A 17787-nucleotide genomic window follows, 5' to 3' on the forward strand; every position below is an offset into this window, starting at 1 on the left:
GCTTTTTAAAATCGTATGTTATAGACTATTACTTTTCTTTGCTTAAGTGAATGACTTGGTCGTAGTGTTTTAAGTCTTCCTCTGTGTAGTGGTGAATGACTTCAATGACTGTTTGAGGTAGGGAGAAGAGTAAGTCACTAATCTTTCTGCTATTTTCCAAGTCAAGATTGGCCTTAATTTCATCTGCTAAGATGAGTTGGCTATCATGGTAGAGGGCGCGAGCGATTTCTAGGCGTTGCTTCTCTCCACCAGATAGACTATCATTACTGAGCGTTCGATTTTTCAAATGTTCTAATCCTGTTTTTTTGAGGATATGATTTAAAGTCTCTTTATTTTTATCCAGTCCTAGAAGGATATTGTCGTCCAGAGATAGCGTGTCAAAGTAATGGCTATCTTGGAGGATATAGGAACTAAAGCTTGTGATTTCTTGACGTGACAGGTTTTGACCAGCAAAGCTAATCTGTCCACTTGTCGGTGTCTCTTCTCCATGAATGATACTGAGCAGGGTTGTTTTACCAGAGCCACTTTCCCCGATAATGGCAATTTTTTCTCCTTGCTTGATGTGCATGGAAATCGGAGACAGGAGGCTGTTTCCATCTTTTTCTAGGGAGATGGTGTTAAGCTGGATAGGGAAAATATTTTCTATGCTTCTAGGCGAGATGAAGTTAGACTGGTCCAAAAGTTTTTGGTATTTGTTGAGAAGAGTTCGATTCGCTTTTCGGGTGTTGGTAAAGTAAGCCAACTCTTGGAATTGATAGCCGATGCTATGGGAAACTAGATAGATGGCCACAAAACTCGCTGCATCTAAATAATTATAGTAGGTCATAAAGCCACCGATGACGATTGGTGTGACAGAACAAAAGGCATCGATGCTATTGATCAAGAGACTGTTTAAAGTTCGTTGCTTTTCATAGTTAATTTCGGTATCTAAACTGGTTTGTAATTGCTTTTGATAGCGAGTAAAAAAGAAATCTTGCCCCTGATAATGGCGAATTTGTTGGCTACCACCAATAAAATTTGTCAAGCTTGCTAAGTAGCTCTGGTTAACAGTGGACCGCTTTTCAGAAAGTGAATCCAAACGCTTTGATCCGATAGCACTGCAGAGTACAGGAAAGGAGTAGAAGAGGATGAAAATCAAGCCCAGGTAAAAATTGGTCCATAGGGCATAGAGAATGGACACAGTGGTGAAGCCAAGAGAAGAAATGATGATGACGGTTGGCTCAATATAGCTTTCTTCTAGTTGCTTGACGTCGTTTTCTAGGTCAGATAAAATATCCTTTTCATCAATCTCATAACTGTTTAAAAATCGCTTGAAAATAGCACTCTTGATTCCATATTTGAAATCAGTAATCAAACGGGCGTAGTAATAGCGTTTCCCAGCCAAACCTAGTAAGAGGATGAGATTACCAAGGATTCCTAAAATCAAAACTTTCCAAAGAAGGCCTAGTTCTTGATTGGTAAAACTAGCAACAATATTTTGAACAAGGGCTGGCGTGATAATTGCTTCCAGCCAAGTAATGGCAATAGAAAAGAAGTAAAGTACGAAGTGCTTCTTGGTAACAAATCTTTTCAGCATAAAGAGTTGACCTCCTTATCAATATACATGTAATTAGTTTTAAAGTCATTATACTCCTTTTTATTAAATACTTCATATAAAAATGTAAGTCCTGAGAACGAAAAAAGCCTAGCGAGTGATTTCCGCTAGACTTTAAAACTTATTGCAAATTAACCTTGTTTCTCAAGATATAGTAGGTTCCGAGATAAAAGATAGCTATGAAAATGAGTTCTTCAACAATACCTATGCTTGTTCCCATATAGAAATTATCATTAAATCCTGCAAGTGAATTGACATAGAAGTTAGCACTGGTATTGAAGAAGACTTCAATAAATCCAATGACGATTAGGATTCCAATGTAGGCTACAATAGCGAGTGCTGTACGGTATTCATTGAACAGTTGTCCAATAGAAATGGCCAAGTAAATGCAGAGGATTCCTGAGATTGTACTAAGCAGGAAGGATACCCCCATAAGAGAGAGTTGAGGAAGGTATGTTCCTACAAGTGGAATCAACTCAGAATTTGATATCCATTCTGGAACCGTTATAGTCACAATAATAACAGCACTTAGAGCCAGTACAGCCGAGCTAAGGATAGACCAGATGAAGGCTCCGACTAATTTAGCAGTGATGATATAGTGCTCAGAAACTGGCAAGGTCAAAGTCAGATAGCCTTGTCGGTCATATACACTACCTTTGAAGCGTTTAATGATTAAGAAAAGAGTTGAAATCCCCAGTGTAATTATCAAGCCACCGAAGACGAGAGCCAGAAAGATAAATAGGAAAGGTTGGCTATCTTTGAAAGATACATAAGAATAGTAGTGTCCTTGCATTCCTATGGGGACGGAAAGGACTAGCACGGCAGCGTAAAGGGCTAAATACCACTTGTTAACATTTTTAAATTCGTAGCGAACTAAATTCCAAAACATAATAATCTCCTTTGCTTAGGCCTTAAATTCCTGACGGAAGAGTTGGTCAATGGATTCACCTGACTCATAGCGAATATCATCTACATTTCCTTGACGAACGACTTTTCCGTCTTTGAGGAAGACAATTTCATCCAAGATTGGCTCAATATCAGAAATCAAGTGGGTAGAAATCAAAACGGTAGAAGTTGGGGAGTAGTTGTTGATAATGGTATTGAGGATATACTCACGGGCTGCTGGATCCACTCCACCAATGGGTTCGTCCAGAACGTAGAGACGAGCATCACGGCTCATAACCAAAATCAGTTGGACCTTTTCCTTGTTCCCTTTTGATAGTTTCTTGAGACGACTATTTTCATCAATGCCCAGGTCTGCAAGTAGATGATGGGCGCGTTCCAGATTGAAATCTTTATAGAAGGTCTTGAAGTAGGTTAGGGCTTCCTTGACCTTCATTTGCTCATTGAGATAGGTCGTATCTGGCAAATAAGCTACGATAGCCTTGGTTGCTGGGCTTGGGTCCATATCGTTGATAAGGACGCGTCCTTGATCTGGCTGCAAGAGGCCATTGATGAGTTTAATCAGGGTTGTTTTTCCTGAGCCATTTGGCCCAAGAAGACCGACAATTTTTCCAGCTGGAATGTCAAGAGAAACATTTTCAAGGGCTGGTGTTGCTCCATATGATTTGGATACATTTTCAAATGCTAGTAATGACATAGGCTTAAACTCCTTTAATATAATCGCCGACTACGCTTGGTAGTTCTTCTTTTTCATAGCCAAAATGGGTCATGGAGGAAACGAAGTGTTCCAATTCTTCTTCCGATAATTGTTTGCGTGATTGGGCGATCAGCTCTTTATCTTCAGTCACAAATCGTCCAGTTGTGCGCTTGCTGTAGACAAATCCTTCTCGTTCAAGGTCTGACAAGGCTCTTTGGATGGTGTTTGGATTGACACCGGCCTCGCTAGCTAGCTCTCTTACGGTTGGAAGTTGTTGATTGGGCTCCAGTGTATGGGAAACAATCTGAAGCTTGATTTTCTCCATAATCTGTAAATAGATGGGTTTTTTGTTGTCAAATGTCCAGGACATCTTGGTCTCCTTTCTCTCATCTCTTTGTCTTAATTAAATAATACAACAAAACAAAAAACTTGTCAAGCAAAAAGAAGAATTGTTTTGGGAATCGTTTAAAAAATGGTATAATGAAAAGAAAACGATAAGGAGGGAAAGGATGCGTTGTCCAAAATGTGGGGCTACCAAGTCAAGTGTTATCGATAGTCGCCAAGCAGAAGAAGGGAACACTATTCGTAGAAGACGTGAGTGCGATGAATGCCAACACCGTTTTACAACCTACGAACGAGTAGAAGAAAGAACCTTAGTGGTTGTTAAAAAAGATGGCACACGGGAACAATTCTCCAGAGATAAAATCTTTAATGGGATTATCCGCTCAGCCCAGAAACGTCCTGTGTCAAGTGATGAAATCAACATGGTAGTCAATCGTATCGAACAGAAACTCCGTGGTCGAAATGAAAATGAAATTCAAAGTGAGGACATTGGTTCACTCGTCATGGAGGAGTTGGCTGAGTTAGATGAGATTACCTATGTGCGTTTTGCCAGTGTCTATCGTAGTTTTAAGGATGTTAGTGAGTTAGAGAGCTTGCTCCAACAAATCACCCAGTCCTCTAAAAAGAAAAAGGAAAAATAAATGAAGCCAATTGACCGTTTTTCTTATCTAAAGAATAATCGGGTGTCGCAAGATACCTCATCTCTGGTACAGTGCTACCTCCCGATTATCGGTCAGGAGGCACTGAGCCTTTATCTTTATACAATCAGTTTTTGGGATAATGGTAGAAAGGAATATCTTTTTTCAAGCATTCTTAACCATCTCAACTTTGGGATGGATAGACTGATAAAATCCTTGAAAATCCTATCTGCTTTTAATCTCTTAACCCTCTATCAAAAGGGGGATGTTTATCAGTTAGCCATTCAGGCTCCTCTATCTAGTCAAGACTTCTTGGAGCATCCTGTTTATCGCAGACTTTTGGAGAAAAAAATTGGCGATGCTGCTGTGGAGGATTTGAGAGTTGAGAGTGCTGAGGGAGAAGAAATACCTGTCTCACTCAATCAAGTCTTTCCAGACTTGGCAGAGCTGGGAAGTCAAGAAGATCTTGGTCTCAAGAAGAAAGTGGCCAACGATTTTGACTTAGACCATTTTCGTCAGCTTATGGCTCGAGATGGGCTTCGCTTTGCGGATGAGCAGTCCGATGTCTTAAACCTCTTTGCCATTGCCGAGGAGAAGAAATGGACTTGGTTTGAAACCTATCAATTGGCTAAGTCAACAGCTGTTTCCCAGGTTATTTCAACCAAACGAATGCGGGAAAAAATTGCTCAAAAACCGATTTCCTCTGACTTTAGTCCTAAGGAAGCGACCATTATCAAAGAAGCTAAAAGTAAGACTGCCCTGCAGTTCTTGGCAGAAATCAAGCAAACACGCAAGGGAACCATTACCCAAACAGAAAGAGAACTCTTGCAACAGATGGCTGGCTTGGGCTTGCTGGACGAAGTCATCAATATTATTCTCTTGTTGACTTTTAATAAGGTAGATTCGGCAAATATCAATGAGAAATATGCCATGAAGGTAGCCAATGACTATGCCTATCAAAAGATTCATTCAGCAGAAGAGGCAGTATTGCGCATCCGTGAGCGAGGGCAGAAGAATCAGGCTCAAAAAAGCAGTACCCCTAGTCCTGCCAAGTCCAATGTACCTAAGTGGAGTAATCCAGATTATAAAAATGAAACCAGTGAGGAAACTCGTCTGGAATTAGAGCGTAAGAAACAAGAACTATTAGCTCGATTAGAAAAAGGAGGAGATTAGATGGAAAGTGTCGGAGACGTACTCAAACGTCAACCTAGCCGTTTTCATTATCAAGACTTGGTCCAGAAAATCATGAAGGATCCTGATGTTGCGGCCTTTATCCAGCAGGAATCCCTTACTCCAGAGGAATTAAATCGCAGTATCTCCAAGTTTAATCAGTACATCACCGAGCGTGACAAATTTCTCCGTGGGGATACGGATTATATTGCCAAAGGCTACAAGCCGATTTTGGTTATGAATCATGGCTATGCGGATGTTTCTTACGAAGAAACTCCTGAACTAATTGCAGCGGAAAAAGAAGCGGCTATTAAGAACCGTCTCAAGTTAATCAATCTGCCAGCTAGTCTCAGGAAAGCTAGTTTGGCTCAAGTTGATTTGGATGATTTGGGGCGCTTGCCAGTTTTTGAAAAGCTATTAGCCTTCGTGGAGCAATATCCAGCTATTCGAAAAGGTCTTTACTTATATGGAGACTTTGGTGTGGGTAAAAGTTTCATGGTGGCTGCCTTGGCTCATGATTTATCAGAAAAACGCGGTGTTTCATCCACTCTCCTCCACTATCCTAGCTTTGTCATTGATGTCAAAAATGCTATCGGTGATGGTAATGTCAAGACCTTGGTAGATGAGCTTAAACTGTCTGAAGTCCTGATTTTAGATGACATTGGTGCCGAGCAATCAACAGCTTGGGTGCGTGACGAAATCCTCCAGGTCATTCTCCAATATCGCATGCAGGAAAATTTACCGACCTTTTTCACCTCCAACTTCAACTTTGAAGAATTGGAGCAGCATTTCGCTAAAGGGAAACATGGAAATGACGAAACCTGGGAAGCTAGACGGGTCATGGAACGCATCCGTTATTTGGCTGAGGAGACTCGTTTAGAAGGAGTAAACCGTCGATGACAGAAACGATTAAACTGATGAAAGCTCATAAGTCTGTTCGAAGATTTAAGGAACAAGTCCTTCCTCAAGAAGACTTGACTGAAATCCTGACAGCAGCCCAGATGGCCTCGTCTTGGAAGAATTTCCAATCCTACTCTGTGATTGTGGTACGAAGTCAAGAGAAGAAAGATGCCTTGTATGAATTAGTGCCTCAAGAGGCTATTCGCCAGTCTGCTGTTTTCCTTCTCTTTGTCGGAGATTTGAACCGAGCAGAAAAGGGAGCACGACTCCATACCGATACATTCCAACCCCAAGGTGTGGAAGGTCTCTTGATTAGTTCAGTCGATGCGGCTCTTGCTGGACAAAATGCCCTGCTGGCAGCTGAAAGTTTGGGCTATGGTGGTGTGATTATTGGCTTGGTTCGATACAAGTCCGAAGAAGTGGCAGAGCTCTTTAACCTGCCTGACTACACCTATCCTGTCTTTGGGATGGCACTAGGTGTACCAAATGAGGAACATGAAGTCAAACCTCGCTTGCCATTGCATCAGGTGGTTTTTGAGGAAGAATATCAGGAACAAACAGTTGATGTGATTGAGTCTTATGACCGTGTACAGGCCGACTATGCTGGGGCGCGTGCAACCACAAGCTGGAGTCAGCGCCTAGCAGAACAGTTTGGTCAAGCAGAACCAAGCTCAACTAGAAAAAATCTTGAACAGAAGAAGTTATTGTAGAAAGTGAGAAATTATGGCCCTACCAACTATTGCCATTGTAGGACGTCCCAATGTTGGGAAATCAACCCTATTTAATCGGATCGCTGGTGAGCGAATCTCCATTGTAGAAGATGTCGAAGGAGTGACACGTGACCGTATCTATGCGACGGGTGAGTGGCTCAATCGTTCGTTTAGCATGATTGATACAGGAGGAATCGATGATGTCGATGCTCCTTTCATGGAACAAATCAAGCACCAGGCAGAAATTGCCATGGAAGAAGCCGATGTTATCGTCTTTGTGGTGTCTGGTAAGGAAGGAATTACCGATGCAGACGAATACGTAGCCCGTAAGCTTTATAAGACCCACAAACCAGTCATCCTCGCAGTGAACAAGGTGGATAACCCTGAAATGCGAAATGATATCTATGATTTCTATGCCCTCGGTTTGGGTGAACCACTGCCTATCTCATCTGTCCATGGTATCGGTACAGGGGATGTGCTAGATGCTATCGTAGAAAATCTTCCAAATGAATATGAAGAAGAAAATCCAGATGTGATTAAGTTTAGCCTGATTGGTCGTCCAAACGTTGGAAAATCAAGCTTGATTAACGCTATTTTGGGAGAAGACCGTGTCATTGCTAGTCCCGTTGCTGGAACAACTCGTGACGCCATTGATACACACTTTACAGATACAGATGGTCAAGAGTTTACCATGATCGATACGGCTGGTATGCGTAAATCTGGTAAGGTTTATGAAAATACAGAGAAATACTCTGTCATGCGTGCCATGCGTGCTATTGACCGTTCAGATGTGGTCTTGATGGTCATCAATGCTGAAGAGGGTATCCGTGAATACGACAAGCGTATCGCAGGATTTGCCCATGAAGCTGGTAAAGGGATGATTATCGTGGTCAACAAGTGGGATACGCTTGAAAAAGACAACCACACTATGAAAAACTGGGAAGAAGATATCCGTGAGCAGTTCCAATACCTGCCTTACGCACCGATTATCTTTGTATCAGCCTTGACCAAGCAACGTCTCCACAAACTGCCTGAGATGATTAAGCAAATCAGCGAAAGTCAAAACACACGTATCCCATCAGCTGTCTTGAACGATGTTATTATGGATGCTATTGCCATCAACCCAACACCGACAGACAAAGGAAAACGCCTTAAGATTTTCTATGCGACCCAAGTGGCAACCAAACCACCAACCTTTGTTATCTTTGTCAACGAAGAAGAACTCATGCACTTTTCTTACCTGCGTTTCTTGGAAAATCAAATCCGCAAGGCCTTTGTCTTTGAAGGAACACCAATCCATCTCATCGCAAGAAAACGCAAATAAAAAAGTAGAATCTGGAATGACATTTCCAGATTTTTTTGATAGAATGAAGTTGAAGAAAACGCTATCAAAAGGAGGTGCCACTGATGGAACATTTGTTTACATTCTTAATCATACTTCCCTGTTTTTACTTTTTCAGCTGGATTGACAAGGCTAATAGAGATAGTAAATTTTTCCCAATTTTTTATTATTTTTACTGGGTTTACATCCCCCTCTATGCTCTTTTTAGCCTTGCTTGGACAGTTTTTTCAGTCCTGTTTTTCAATATCGTCTTGAGAAATGTGACAGATATCAAGTCTTGGGGCATCTGGCTATTACTTTTACTTATCGCTTTTGCCAGTGATTGGTTAATCTATATCTTCTCCCAAAAAATGCTTAGACTAAGAAAGGAGTTAGAGAAGTCTAAAGGCGGAAGGCATTGATTTATATCGGTTTCTATTTGTAGGAGGTGGCTTATGGCACATCTAACATCATTTATTACACGCTATTCCAAGGTTTATATTGGGTTAGTTCTGCTGATCTGGCTTGCTTTCTTCTTTGTTCCTTGGGATAAACCAGTTCTGGGAATATCTATCAATCTCCTCAGTATGCAGAAAATATTGCTAGTTTTTGGTGTTCTGTCCATTTTGATGGCCTTGCTGTCCAAGAAAGTCAGTCTCTTTATTTTTGGACTCATCTGCTGTCTTTCTTTATGGATTAACCTATTTATCCTATTTGCTCTTTTGCCGATTTTTGGCAATTAAAGTATCATAAAAGTTAGAGAGGTTAGCTTGGAAACTAGCCTCTTTTTCCTTTTCAAAATGGGGATTCTTCCTTGAAAATAATCAGTAATTGTGCTAAAATTAAAAGAACATTCTAAAATATTCGGAATTTAAAGTAAGGAAAAACATGGCTAATATTTTAAAAACAATTATCGAAAATGATAAAGGAGAAATCCGTCGTCTGGAAAAGATGGCTGACAAGGTTTTCAAATACGAAGACCAAATGGCTGCTTTGACTGACGACCAACTAAAAGCAAAAACAGTTGAATTTAAAGAACGTTATCAAAATGGAGAATCACTGGATTCATTGCTTTATGAAGCATTTGCGGTTGTCCGTGAGGGTGCTAAACGTGTCCTAGGTCTCTTCCCATATAAGGTTCAGGTTATGGGGGGAATCGTTCTTCACCATGGTGACGTGCCAGAGATGCGTACAGGGGAAGGGAAAACCTTGACTGCGACCATGCCCGTATACCTCAATGCCCTTTCAGGTAAAGGGGTTCACGTAGTTACGGTCAATGAATACCTGTCAGAGCGTGATGCGACTGAGATGGGTGAATTGTACTCATGGCTTGGTTTGTCAGTAGGGATTAACTTGGCTGCTAAATCTCCAATGGAGAAAAAAGAAGCCTATGAGTGTGATATTACTTACTCAACCAACTCAGAAATCGGATTTGACTACCTTCGTGATAACATGGTCGTTCGCGCTGAAAACATGGTACAACGTCCGCTTAACTATGCCTTGGTCGATGAGGTTGACTCTATCTTGATTGACGAAGCCCGTACACCTTTGATCGTATCAGGTGCCAACGCGGTTGAAACCAGTCAGTTATACCACATGGCAGACCACTATGTAAAATCTTTGGACAAAGACGACTACATCATTGATGTGCAGTCTAAGACCATTGGTTTGTCTGATTCAGGGATTGACAAGGCGGAAAGCTACTTCAAGCTTGAAAACCTCTATGACATCGAAAACGTAGCTCTGACTCACTTTATCGATAACGCCCTTCGTGCCAACTACATCATGCTTCTCGATATTGACTATGTGGTGAGCGAAGAACAAGAAATCTTGATTGTCGACCAATTTACAGGTCGTACTATGGAAGGTCGTCGTTATTCTGATGGCTTGCACCAAGCCATTGAAGCCAAAGAAGGTGTGCCGATCCAGGATGAAACCAAGACATCTGCCTCAATCACTTACCAAAACCTTTTCCGTATGTACAAGAAACTGTCTGGTATGACGGGTACAGGTAAGACTGAGGAAGAAGAATTCCGTGAAATTTACAACATTCGTGTTATTCCAATCCCAACAAACCGTCCTGTTCAACGTATTGACCACTCAGACCTTCTTTATGCAAGTATCGAGGCTAAGTTTAAGGCGGTTGTCGAAGATGTTAAGGCTCGTTACCAAAAGGGTCAGCCTGTCTTGGTTGGTACAGTAGCGGTTGAAACCAGTGACTACATTTCTAAGAAATTGGTCGCAGCTGGCGTTCCTCACGAAGTCTTGAATGCTAAAAACCACTATAAAGAAGCCCAAATCATCATGAATGCTGGTCAACGTGGTGCCGTTACTATCGCAACAAACATGGCCGGTCGTGGTACTGACATCAAGCTTGGTGAAGGGGTTCGCGAATTGGGTGGACTTTGTGTGATTGGTACAGAACGACATGAAAGCCGTCGTATCGATAACCAGCTTCGTGGACGTTCAGGTCGTCAAGGAGATCCAGGTGAGTCACAATTCTACCTCTCTCTTGAAGATGATTTGATGAAACGTTTTGGTTCTGAACGCTTGAAGGGAATCTTTGAACGTTTGAATATGTCTGAAGAGGCGATTGAGTCTCGTATGTTGACACGTCAGGTTGAAGCAGCACAAAAACGTGTCGAAGGAAATAACTACGATACCCGTAAACAAGTCCTTCAATACGATGATGTCATGCGTGAACAACGTGAGATTATCTACGCTCAACGTTACGACGTCATTACTGCAGACCGTGACTTGGCACCTGAAATTCAGGCTATGATCAAACGCACGATTGGTCGTGTCGTTGATGGTCATGCGCGTGCCAAACAAGATGAAAAACTCGAAGCAATTTTGAACTTTGCTAAGTACAACTTGCTTCCAGAAGATTCGATTACGATGGAAGACTTGTCAGGCTTGTCTGATAAGGCAATTAAGGAAGAGCTCTTCCAACGTGCCTTGCAAGTTTACGATAGTCAGGTTTCAAAACTACGCGATGAAGAAGCAGTTAAAGAATTCCAAAAAGTCTTGATTCTACGAGTGGTAGATAACAAGTGGACAGATCATATCGATGCCCTCGATCAATTGCGTAACGCGGTTGGACTTCGTGGCTATGCTCAGAACAATCCTGTTGTTGAGTATCAGGCAGAAGGATTCCGTATGTTTAATGACATGATTGGTTCGATTGAGTTTGATGTGACACGCTTGATGATGAAAGCACAAATTCATGAACAAGAAAGACCACAAGCAGAACACCATATCAGTACAACAGCGACTCGTAATATCGCTGCCCACCAAGCAAATATACCAGAAGATTTGGATTTGAGTCAGATTGGACGGAATGAACTTTGCCCATGTGGTTCTGGTAAGAAGTTTAAAAACTGTCACGGTAAAAGACAATAAAATGAGATAGTTTAGAGGCGGATACCTTGTGAAAAGTAAATTTTTACTTGGTATCCGTTTGATTTATAAGGAGATGAGTTATGGTATTTACAGCAAAAAGTCCTAAAATTAATATTGAAGAAGTTCGTGCCTTATCAAAATTAGAAGGTCAAGCTTTAGAGAGAAAATCACAGCGTGATCAAGAGCTAGAAGCCATTATACGTGGAGAAGACCAACGGATTCTCTTGGTAATCGGGCCATGCTCATCTGACAATGAAGAAGCTGTTCTTGAGTACGCTAAGCGTTTGGCAACTTTGCAAGAAGAAGTGGCAGACCGTATCTTTATGGTTATGCGTGTTTATACTGCTAAACCCCGTACCAACGGAGATGGCTATAAGGGCTTGATTCACCAGCCTAATGCGACAGAAGCCCCTAGCCTCATCAACGGAATCAAAGCCGTTCGACATCTTCATTATCGTGTTATCACAGAAACAGGTATGACAACAGCTGATGAAATGCTTTATCCTGAAAATCTTCCGCTTGTGGATGATTTGATTTCTTACATGGCGGTTGGTGCCCGTTCAGTTGAAGACCAGCAACACCGCTTTGTGGCAAGTGGGGCAGATTTTGCTACTGGGTTTAAAAATCCAACCTCTGGAAATCTCAATGTCATGTTTAATGGGATTTATGCTGCTCAAAACAAACAAAGCTTCCTTTTCTTAGGAAAAGAAGTGGAAACAACTGGGAACCCGCTTTCGCACGCCATTCTTCGTGGAGCAATCAATGAGTATGGTAAGAATATTCCTAACTACTACTATGATAATTTGATGGATACTATTGCTCAGTATGAGAAGATGGGCTTGGAAAATCCTTTTATTATTGTGGACACCAATCATGACAATTCTGGTAAGCAATACATGGACCAGATTCGAATTGTCCGCCAGACCTTGATTAACCGTGATTGGAATGAAAAAATCAAGCAGTACGTTCGTGGCTTTATGATTGAGTCTTATCTAGAAGACGGCCGTCAGAACGAACCAGAAGTATTTGGCAAGTCTATCACAGATCCTTGCCTTGGCTGGGAAAATACGGAAGTCCTCGTCAGAGAAATCTACCAAACGCTAGGAGAATAAGATGGCATTTATTGAAAAAGGTCAAGAAATCGATATTGAAGCAATCAAGGCAGAAACCCAATTGTCTGCGGAAGCCTTGCGTCTAAAGGAGCGTCGTGATAGAGAAATGGCAGACATTATTTCAGGAGAAGATGACCGGATCCTTTTGGTGATTGGTCCTTGCTCGTCTGACAATGAAGAGGCTGTCTTGGAATATGCTCGCCGTTTATCCGCCTTGCAAAAGAAGGTGGCGGACAAAATTTTCATGGTTATGCGTGTTTATACAGCTAAACCTCGCACTAACGGAGACGGCTATAAAGGTCTGGTTCACCAACCAGATACCTCTAAGGCGCCTAGTTTGATTAACGGCTTGCAGGCTGTGCGCCAGTTGCACTATCGTGTGATTACAGAGACTGGTTTGACAACGGCAGATGAGATGCTTTATCCGTCAAATCTGGTATTGGTAGATGATTTGGTCAGCTACCATGCTGTGGGGGCTCGTTCTGTGGAAGACCAAGAGCACCGTTTTGTGGCTTCAGGGATTGATGCACCAGTCGGGATGAAAAATCCAACCTCTGGGAATCTTGGTGTTATGTTTAACGGTATCTATGCCGCCCAAAACAAACAAACCTTCCTCTTCCATGGTCAAGAAGTTGAGACTTCAGGAAATCCCTTGGCTCACGTCATCCTTCGTGGTGCAGTTAATGAATATGGGAAAAATGAGCCTAACTTTTACTATGAGACCTTGCTAAATGCCATTGAACGCTATGAAGCCATGGGACTTGAAAATCCCTTTATTCTCATTGATACCAACCATGATAATTCAGGCAAGCAATATATGGAGCAGATTCGAATTGTTCGTCAGACCTTGCAAAATCGTAATTGGAATGAGAAGATTAAAAAGACAGTTCGAGGCTTTATGATTGAATCTTACCTAGCAGATGGTCGTCAAAACCAACCAGAGGTTTTTGGTTGCTCTATTACCGACCCTTGCCTAGGTTGGGAAAATACAGAGGCCTTGGTAGAAGAGATTTATGCTACCTTGACAAAATAAGTGAAAAGGATGGAGTTGGGGGATTCTCAACTCCTTTTGATGAGTATGATAGTTGGACATGGAATTGATATCGAAGAGTTGGCTTCGATAGAAAGCGCAGTTACACGACATGAAGGTTTTGCCAAGCGCGTGCTGACCACTAAGGAAATGGAGCGATTTGCCAGTCTCAAAGGGCGCAGACAAATTGAATATTTGGCTGGTCGCTGGTCGGCTAAAGAAGCCTTTTCCAAGGCCATAGGAACTGGTATTGGCAAGCTCGGTTTTCAAGATTTGGAAGTCTTGAACAATGAGCGCGGGGCGCCTTATTTTAGTCAGTCACCATTTTCAGGAAAGATTTGGCTGTCTATCAGCCATACAGATCAGTTTGTGACAGCCAGTGTCATTTTGGAGGAAAATCATGAAAGCTAGTCCACATAGACCAACCAAGGCTCTGATTCATCTTGGAGTTATTCGACACAATATTCAGCAAATGGGGGCTCATATCCCTCAAGGAACGCTCAAATTTGCAGTAGTCAAGGCTAATGCCTATGGGCATGGGGCTGTTGCTGTTGCGACGGCGATTCAGGATGAAGTTGATGGCTTTTGCGTTTCCAATATTGATGAAGCCATTGAACTCAGACAGGCTGGACTCAGCAAGAAAATCCTCATTTTAGGAGTTTCTGAGCTAGAAGCTGTTGCTCTAGCTAAAGAATACGACATCACCTTGACAGTGGCTGGACTGGAGTGGATTCAAGCACTCTTAGATAAGGAAGTGGATCTAACTGGATTGACAGTCCACCTCAAGATTGATTCAGGAATGGGACGGATCGGTTTTAGAGAAGCAAGTGAGGTTGAGCAGGCTCAAGCTTTGCTCCAACAATACGGTGCTCGTGTTGAAGGGATTTTTACCCACTTTGCGACTGCTGATGAAGAATCAGATTACTACTTTAATGCCCAGTTAGAACGGTTTAAAACTATTTTGGCTAGTATGAAGGAAGTCCCAGAGCTGATACATGCTAGCAATTCTGCAACGACTCTGTGGCATGCAGAGACTATTTTCAATGCCGTCCGTATGGGAGATGCCATGTATGGTCTTAATCCTAGCGGAGAGGTCTTGGACTTGCCTTATGACTTGACTCCAGCCTTGACCTTGGAATCTGCTCTGGTTCATGTCAAGATGGTTCCAGCTGGAGCTTGTATGGGCTATGGAGCGACCTATCAGGCAGATAGCGAGCAAGTCATCGCGACTGTGCCAATCGGCTATGCGGATGGTTGGACACGTGACATGCAGAATTTCTCCGTCTTGGTAGATGGCCAAGCTTGCCCAATCGTCGGACGAGTTTCTATGGACCAAATCACCATTCGTCTGCCTAAGCTTTATCCCTTAGGAACAAAAGTCACCCTCATTGGTTCTAATGGGGGCAAGGAAATCACAGCTACTCAGGTAGCGACCTACCGTGGCACTATTAACTATGAGGTGGTTTGTCTTCTCAGCGACCGCATTCCGAGAGAATATTATTAGAAAAGAAAGGAGTGGAGCATGAATCTACATCAACCCTTGCATGTCTTACCTGGTGTGGGACCAAAGTCAGCAGAAAAATACGCCAAACTTGGAATTGAAAACTTGCAAGACCTCTTGCTCTACTTTCCTTTCCGTTATGAAGACTTCAAAACTAAGCAAGTGCTGGAGCTGGAAGACGGTGAAAAGGCGGTTCTTTCTGGTCAAGTCGTGACTCCTGCTAGTGTCCAGTATTATGGTTTCAAGCGCAATCGCCTGCGCTTTAGCCTCAAACAGGGAGAAGTTGTTTTTGCGGTGAATTTCTTTAACCAGCCCTATCTGGCTGATAAGATAGAGTTGGGAGCAACTCTTGCTGTCTTTGGAAAATGGGATCGTGCCAAGGCTAGTCTAACTGGGATGAAGGTCCTAGCTCAGGTGGAAGATGACCTCCAGCCTGTCTATCGTTTGGCTCAAGGAATCAGTCAGGCAAGTCTGGTCAAGGTCATCAAGACAGCCTTTGATCAGGGGCTGGACCTCTTGATTGAGGAAAATCTGCCCCAGTCTTTACTGGATAAATACAAACTTATGTCCCGTTGTCAGGCAGTTCGAGCCATGCATTTCCCTAAGGATTTGGCAGAATACAAGCAGGCCCTTCGCCGTATCAAGTTTGAGGAACTCTTTTATTTCCAAATGCAATTGCAGACGCTCAAGTCTAAAAACAGAGTTCAGGGAAGCGGTCTGGTTCTGAATTGGTCTCAGGAAAAAGTGACAGCTGTTAAAGAAAATCTGCCATTTGACCTAACCCAAGCTCAGGAAAAGAGTTTGCAGGAAATTTTGACAGACATGAAGTCCGACCACCACATGAATCGTCTCTTACAAGGTGATGTGGGGAGCGGAAAAACTGTGGTTGCTGGCTTGGCCATGTTTGCGGCGGTGACAGCTGGTTATCAGGCTGCCCTAATGGTACCAACAGAAATCCTCGCAGAGCAACATTTTGAGAGTTTACAGAACCTTTTTCCAGACTTGAAACTGGCTCTTTTGACAGGTTCCTTGAAAGCTGCAGAAAAGAGAGAAGTCTTGGAGACTATTGCCAAGGGTGAGGCTGATTTGATTATCGGAACCCACGCTCTGATTCAGGATGGGGTAGATTATGCTCGTCTTGGCTTGATTATCATCGATGAGCAGCACCGCTTTGGTGTAGGGCAAAGGCGTGTTCTGAGAGAAAAAGGCGACAACCCAGATGTCCTCATGATGACGGCGACTCCCATACCACGGACGCTGGCTATCACGGCATTTGGCGATATGGATGTTTCCATTATTGACCAGATGCCAGCAGGGCGGAAGCCTATTGTGACACGCTGGATCAAGCATGAGCAACTATCTCAGGTCTTGACTTGGTTAGAGGGGGAAATTCAAAAAGGTTCACAAGCCTATGTCATCTCTCCCTTGATTGAAGAATCAGAAGCTCTGGATTTGAAAAATGCTATTGCTTTATCTGAGGAATTGACGGCTCATTTTGCTGGTAAGGCAGAGGTGGCTCTTCTACATGGTAAGATGAAGAGTGACGAAAAAGACCAGATTATGCAGGAGTTCAAAGAGCGAAAAACGGATATTCTGGTTTCAACGACGGTTATCGAGGTAGGGGTCAATATTCCCAATGCGACCGTCATGATTATCATGGATGCCGATCGCTTCGGTCTCAGCCAGCTTCACCAGCTTAGAGGTCGTGTGGGTCGGGGAGACAAGCAGTCCTATGCGGTTCTCGTTGCCAATCCCAAGACGGATTCTGGGAAAGACCGCATGCGCATCATGACAGAAACCACCAATGGATTTGTCCTTGCGGAGGAAGATTTGAAAATGCGTGGTTCAGGTGAAATTTTTGGAACCAGACAGTCAGGTCTTCCAGAGTTCCAAGTAGCTGATATTATCGAAGATTTTCCGATTTTAGAAGAAGCTAGAAAAGTTGCTAGTTACATTAGTTCTATTGAAGGCTGGCAAGAGGATCCAGAGTGGCGCATGATTGCTCTTCATTTGGAAAAGAAAGAACATTTAGATTAAGCTTTCTCTAAGGAAAACTTAAGCTAGCTTTCAGGTTTGCCCCTTATACTAGAGTCATCAAAAAGAAACGAGGACTCTCATATGACAGTAACGATTAAAGTAAACTACCAAACCACTTTCCAAAAGAAAGAAGTAAAAAATTAAGATTGAAGAGAAGGAAGAAAGAGCGAAATGCTCTTTTTTGTTTCTAAAAGCACAATTTATTGAATCTAAAATAGCACACTGCGGATTCTAAAAAAATTCTAGAAATTATAGTAGATTGAATCTGGAATAGTACACCTAGTTTTCTAAAACATTTTTAGAAATTAGTTTGAATTCCGCGATCAATTTGTTCAGTTTTTATTTCATTTAACTATAATTTGACTTTCCTAATTTCTTTGTTCATATCTTATTTCAATACACTATATCTTAATATTTCAGAGCCAACATC

At 42.4% G+C, this 17787-nt stretch carries 18 protein-coding genes; 14 read left to right on the top strand and 4 right to left on the bottom strand.

What is annotated here, in order from left to right:
- Window positions 1-28 precede the first annotated feature (28 nt).
- The 4 genes from gggC to CYK16_RS06015 form a co-directional block, all read right to left on the bottom strand.
- Window positions 29-1576 carry a streptosactin export ABC transporter GggC gene (gene gggC, locus CYK16_RS06000; RefSeq protein ID WP_101776774.1) on the bottom strand — a complete coding sequence of 516 codons (1548 nt, stop codon included), beginning with the start codon at window positions 1574-1576 and terminating at the stop codon, window positions 29-31.
- Between the two features lie 139 nt (window positions 1577-1715).
- Complete coding sequence (locus CYK16_RS06005; RefSeq protein ID WP_000498768.1) at window positions 1716-2483, bottom strand: hypothetical protein; 768 nt, start codon at window positions 2481-2483, stop codon at window positions 1716-1718.
- Between the two features lie 15 nt (window positions 2484-2498).
- The gene (locus tag CYK16_RS06010; RefSeq protein ID WP_000054197.1) at window positions 2499-3194 is read right to left on the bottom strand and encodes an ABC transporter ATP-binding protein; all 696 of its coding nucleotides are present in this window, start codon (window positions 3192-3194) and stop codon (window positions 2499-2501) included.
- A gap of 4 nt (window positions 3195-3198) precedes the next feature.
- A complete protein-coding gene (locus CYK16_RS06015; protein WP_050261182.1) occupies window positions 3199-3564 on the bottom strand; it encodes a GntR family transcriptional regulator in 366 nt (121 codons plus the stop codon).
- A gap of 139 nt (window positions 3565-3703) precedes the next feature.
- Here CYK16_RS06015 and nrdR point away from each other — a divergent pair, with 139 nt between their 5' ends.
- The 14 genes from nrdR (at window position 3704) to recG (ending at window position 17357) form a co-directional block, all read left to right on the top strand.
- Window positions 3704-4177 carry a transcriptional regulator NrdR gene (nrdR, locus tag CYK16_RS06020; RefSeq protein ID WP_033676519.1) on the top strand — a complete coding sequence of 158 codons (474 nt, stop codon included), beginning with the start codon at window positions 3704-3706 and terminating at the stop codon, window positions 4175-4177.
- Window positions 4178-5347 carry a DnaD domain protein gene (locus CYK16_RS06025; RefSeq protein ID WP_060805746.1) on the top strand — a complete coding sequence of 390 codons (1170 nt, stop codon included), beginning with the start codon at window positions 4178-4180 and terminating at the stop codon, window positions 5345-5347.
- The gene (dnaI, locus tag CYK16_RS06030; protein ID WP_060805745.1) at window positions 5348-6244 is read left to right on the top strand and encodes a primosomal protein DnaI; all 897 of its coding nucleotides are present in this window, start codon (window positions 5348-5350) and stop codon (window positions 6242-6244) included. It begins immediately after the preceding gene.
- Window positions 6241-6954, top strand: coding sequence for an NADPH-dependent oxidoreductase (locus CYK16_RS06035; RefSeq protein ID WP_060805744.1), 714 nt, complete (start codon window positions 6241-6243; stop codon window positions 6952-6954). The genes dnaI and CYK16_RS06035 overlap by 4 nt, the downstream gene beginning before the upstream one ends.
- A 13-nt stretch (window positions 6955-6967) precedes the next feature.
- Complete coding sequence (gene der / locus CYK16_RS06040; protein ID WP_001207696.1) at window positions 6968-8278, top strand: ribosome biogenesis GTPase Der; 1311 nt, start codon at window positions 6968-6970, stop codon at window positions 8276-8278.
- A 16-nt stretch (window positions 8279-8294) separates the two neighbouring features.
- Window positions 8295-8423 (top strand): hypothetical protein, encoded by a 129-nt coding sequence (locus tag CYK16_RS10900; RefSeq protein WP_257960391.1) that lies wholly within the window; start codon window positions 8295-8297, stop codon window positions 8421-8423.
- Window positions 8362-8697: a hypothetical protein gene (locus CYK16_RS06045; RefSeq protein WP_060805743.1), complete on the top strand. Its 336-nt coding sequence runs from the start codon at window positions 8362-8364 to the stop codon at window positions 8695-8697. The genes CYK16_RS10900 and CYK16_RS06045 overlap by 62 nt, the downstream gene beginning before the upstream one ends.
- 33 nt (window positions 8698-8730) lie before the next feature.
- The gene (locus CYK16_RS06050; RefSeq protein ID WP_060805742.1) at window positions 8731-9018 is read left to right on the top strand and encodes a hypothetical protein; all 288 of its coding nucleotides are present in this window, start codon (window positions 8731-8733) and stop codon (window positions 9016-9018) included.
- 145 nt (window positions 9019-9163) lie between these two features.
- Window positions 9164-11677: a preprotein translocase subunit SecA gene (gene secA / locus CYK16_RS06055; protein WP_001274073.1), complete on the top strand. Its 2514-nt coding sequence runs from the start codon at window positions 9164-9166 to the stop codon at window positions 11675-11677.
- A gap of 80 nt (window positions 11678-11757) precedes the next feature.
- Entirely contained in the window at window positions 11758-12789 is a 1032-nt protein-coding gene (locus tag CYK16_RS06060; protein WP_060805741.1) for a 3-deoxy-7-phosphoheptulonate synthase, read from the top strand.
- Between the two features lies 1 nt (window position 12790).
- Window positions 12791-13822 carry a 3-deoxy-7-phosphoheptulonate synthase gene (locus CYK16_RS06065; RefSeq protein ID WP_060805740.1) on the top strand — a complete coding sequence of 344 codons (1032 nt, stop codon included), beginning with the start codon at window positions 12791-12793 and terminating at the stop codon, window positions 13820-13822.
- 45 nt (window positions 13823-13867) lie between these two features.
- Window positions 13868-14230, top strand: coding sequence for a holo-ACP synthase (gene acpS / locus CYK16_RS06070; RefSeq protein WP_060805824.1), 363 nt, complete (start codon window positions 13868-13870; stop codon window positions 14228-14230).
- Window positions 14220-15323, top strand: coding sequence for an alanine racemase (alr, locus tag CYK16_RS06075; protein ID WP_060805739.1), 1104 nt, complete (start codon window positions 14220-14222; stop codon window positions 15321-15323). Before acpS ends, alr begins: the two co-directional genes overlap by 11 nt.
- A gap of 18 nt (window positions 15324-15341) precedes the next feature.
- Entirely contained in the window at window positions 15342-17357 is a 2016-nt protein-coding gene (recG, locus tag CYK16_RS06080; protein WP_060805738.1) for an ATP-dependent DNA helicase RecG, read from the top strand.
- Window positions 17358-17787 lie beyond the last annotated feature (430 nt).

The organism is Streptococcus oralis subsp. dentisani (assembly GCF_002860905.1).
Classification (GTDB): domain Bacteria; phylum Bacillota; class Bacilli; order Lactobacillales; family Streptococcaceae; genus Streptococcus; species Streptococcus oralis_BA.

Bases quoted from the DNA above. Each gene is read 5' to 3' on its own strand.
- gggC (WP_101776774.1), bottom strand. From the start codon at position 1,576: ATGCTGAAAAGATTTGTTACCAAGAAGCACTTCGTACTTTACTTCTTT.
- CYK16_RS06005 (WP_000498768.1), bottom strand. From the start codon at position 2,483: ATGTTTTGGAATTTAGTTCGCTACGAATTTAAAAATGTTAACAAGTGG.
- CYK16_RS06010 (WP_000054197.1), bottom strand. From the start codon at position 3,194: ATGTCATTACTAGCATTTGAAAATGTATCCAAATCATATGGAGCAACA.
- CYK16_RS06015 (WP_050261182.1), bottom strand. From the start codon at position 3,564: ATGTCCTGGACATTTGACAACAAAAAACCCATCTATTTACAGATTATG.
- nrdR (WP_033676519.1), top strand. From the start codon at position 3,704: ATGCGTTGTCCAAAATGTGGGGCTACCAAGTCAAGTGTTATCGATAGT.
- CYK16_RS06025 (WP_060805746.1), top strand. From the start codon at position 4,178: ATGAAGCCAATTGACCGTTTTTCTTATCTAAAGAATAATCGGGTGTCG.
- dnaI (WP_060805745.1), top strand. From the start codon at position 5,348: ATGGAAAGTGTCGGAGACGTACTCAAACGTCAACCTAGCCGTTTTCAT.
- CYK16_RS06035 (WP_060805744.1), top strand. From the start codon at position 6,241: ATGACAGAAACGATTAAACTGATGAAAGCTCATAAGTCTGTTCGAAGA.
- der (WP_001207696.1), top strand. From the start codon at position 6,968: ATGGCCCTACCAACTATTGCCATTGTAGGACGTCCCAATGTTGGGAAA.
- CYK16_RS10900 (WP_257960391.1), top strand. From the start codon at position 8,295: ATGACATTTCCAGATTTTTTTGATAGAATGAAGTTGAAGAAAACGCTA.
- CYK16_RS06045 (WP_060805743.1), top strand. From the start codon at position 8,362: ATGGAACATTTGTTTACATTCTTAATCATACTTCCCTGTTTTTACTTT.
- CYK16_RS06050 (WP_060805742.1), top strand. From the start codon at position 8,731: ATGGCACATCTAACATCATTTATTACACGCTATTCCAAGGTTTATATT.
- secA (WP_001274073.1), top strand. From the start codon at position 9,164: ATGGCTAATATTTTAAAAACAATTATCGAAAATGATAAAGGAGAAATC.
- CYK16_RS06060 (WP_060805741.1), top strand. From the start codon at position 11,758: ATGGTATTTACAGCAAAAAGTCCTAAAATTAATATTGAAGAAGTTCGT.
- CYK16_RS06065 (WP_060805740.1), top strand. From the start codon at position 12,791: ATGGCATTTATTGAAAAAGGTCAAGAAATCGATATTGAAGCAATCAAG.
- acpS (WP_060805824.1), top strand. From the start codon at position 13,868: ATGATAGTTGGACATGGAATTGATATCGAAGAGTTGGCTTCGATAGAA.
- alr (WP_060805739.1), top strand. From the start codon at position 14,220: ATGAAAGCTAGTCCACATAGACCAACCAAGGCTCTGATTCATCTTGGA.
- recG (WP_060805738.1), top strand. From the start codon at position 15,342: ATGAATCTACATCAACCCTTGCATGTCTTACCTGGTGTGGGACCAAAG.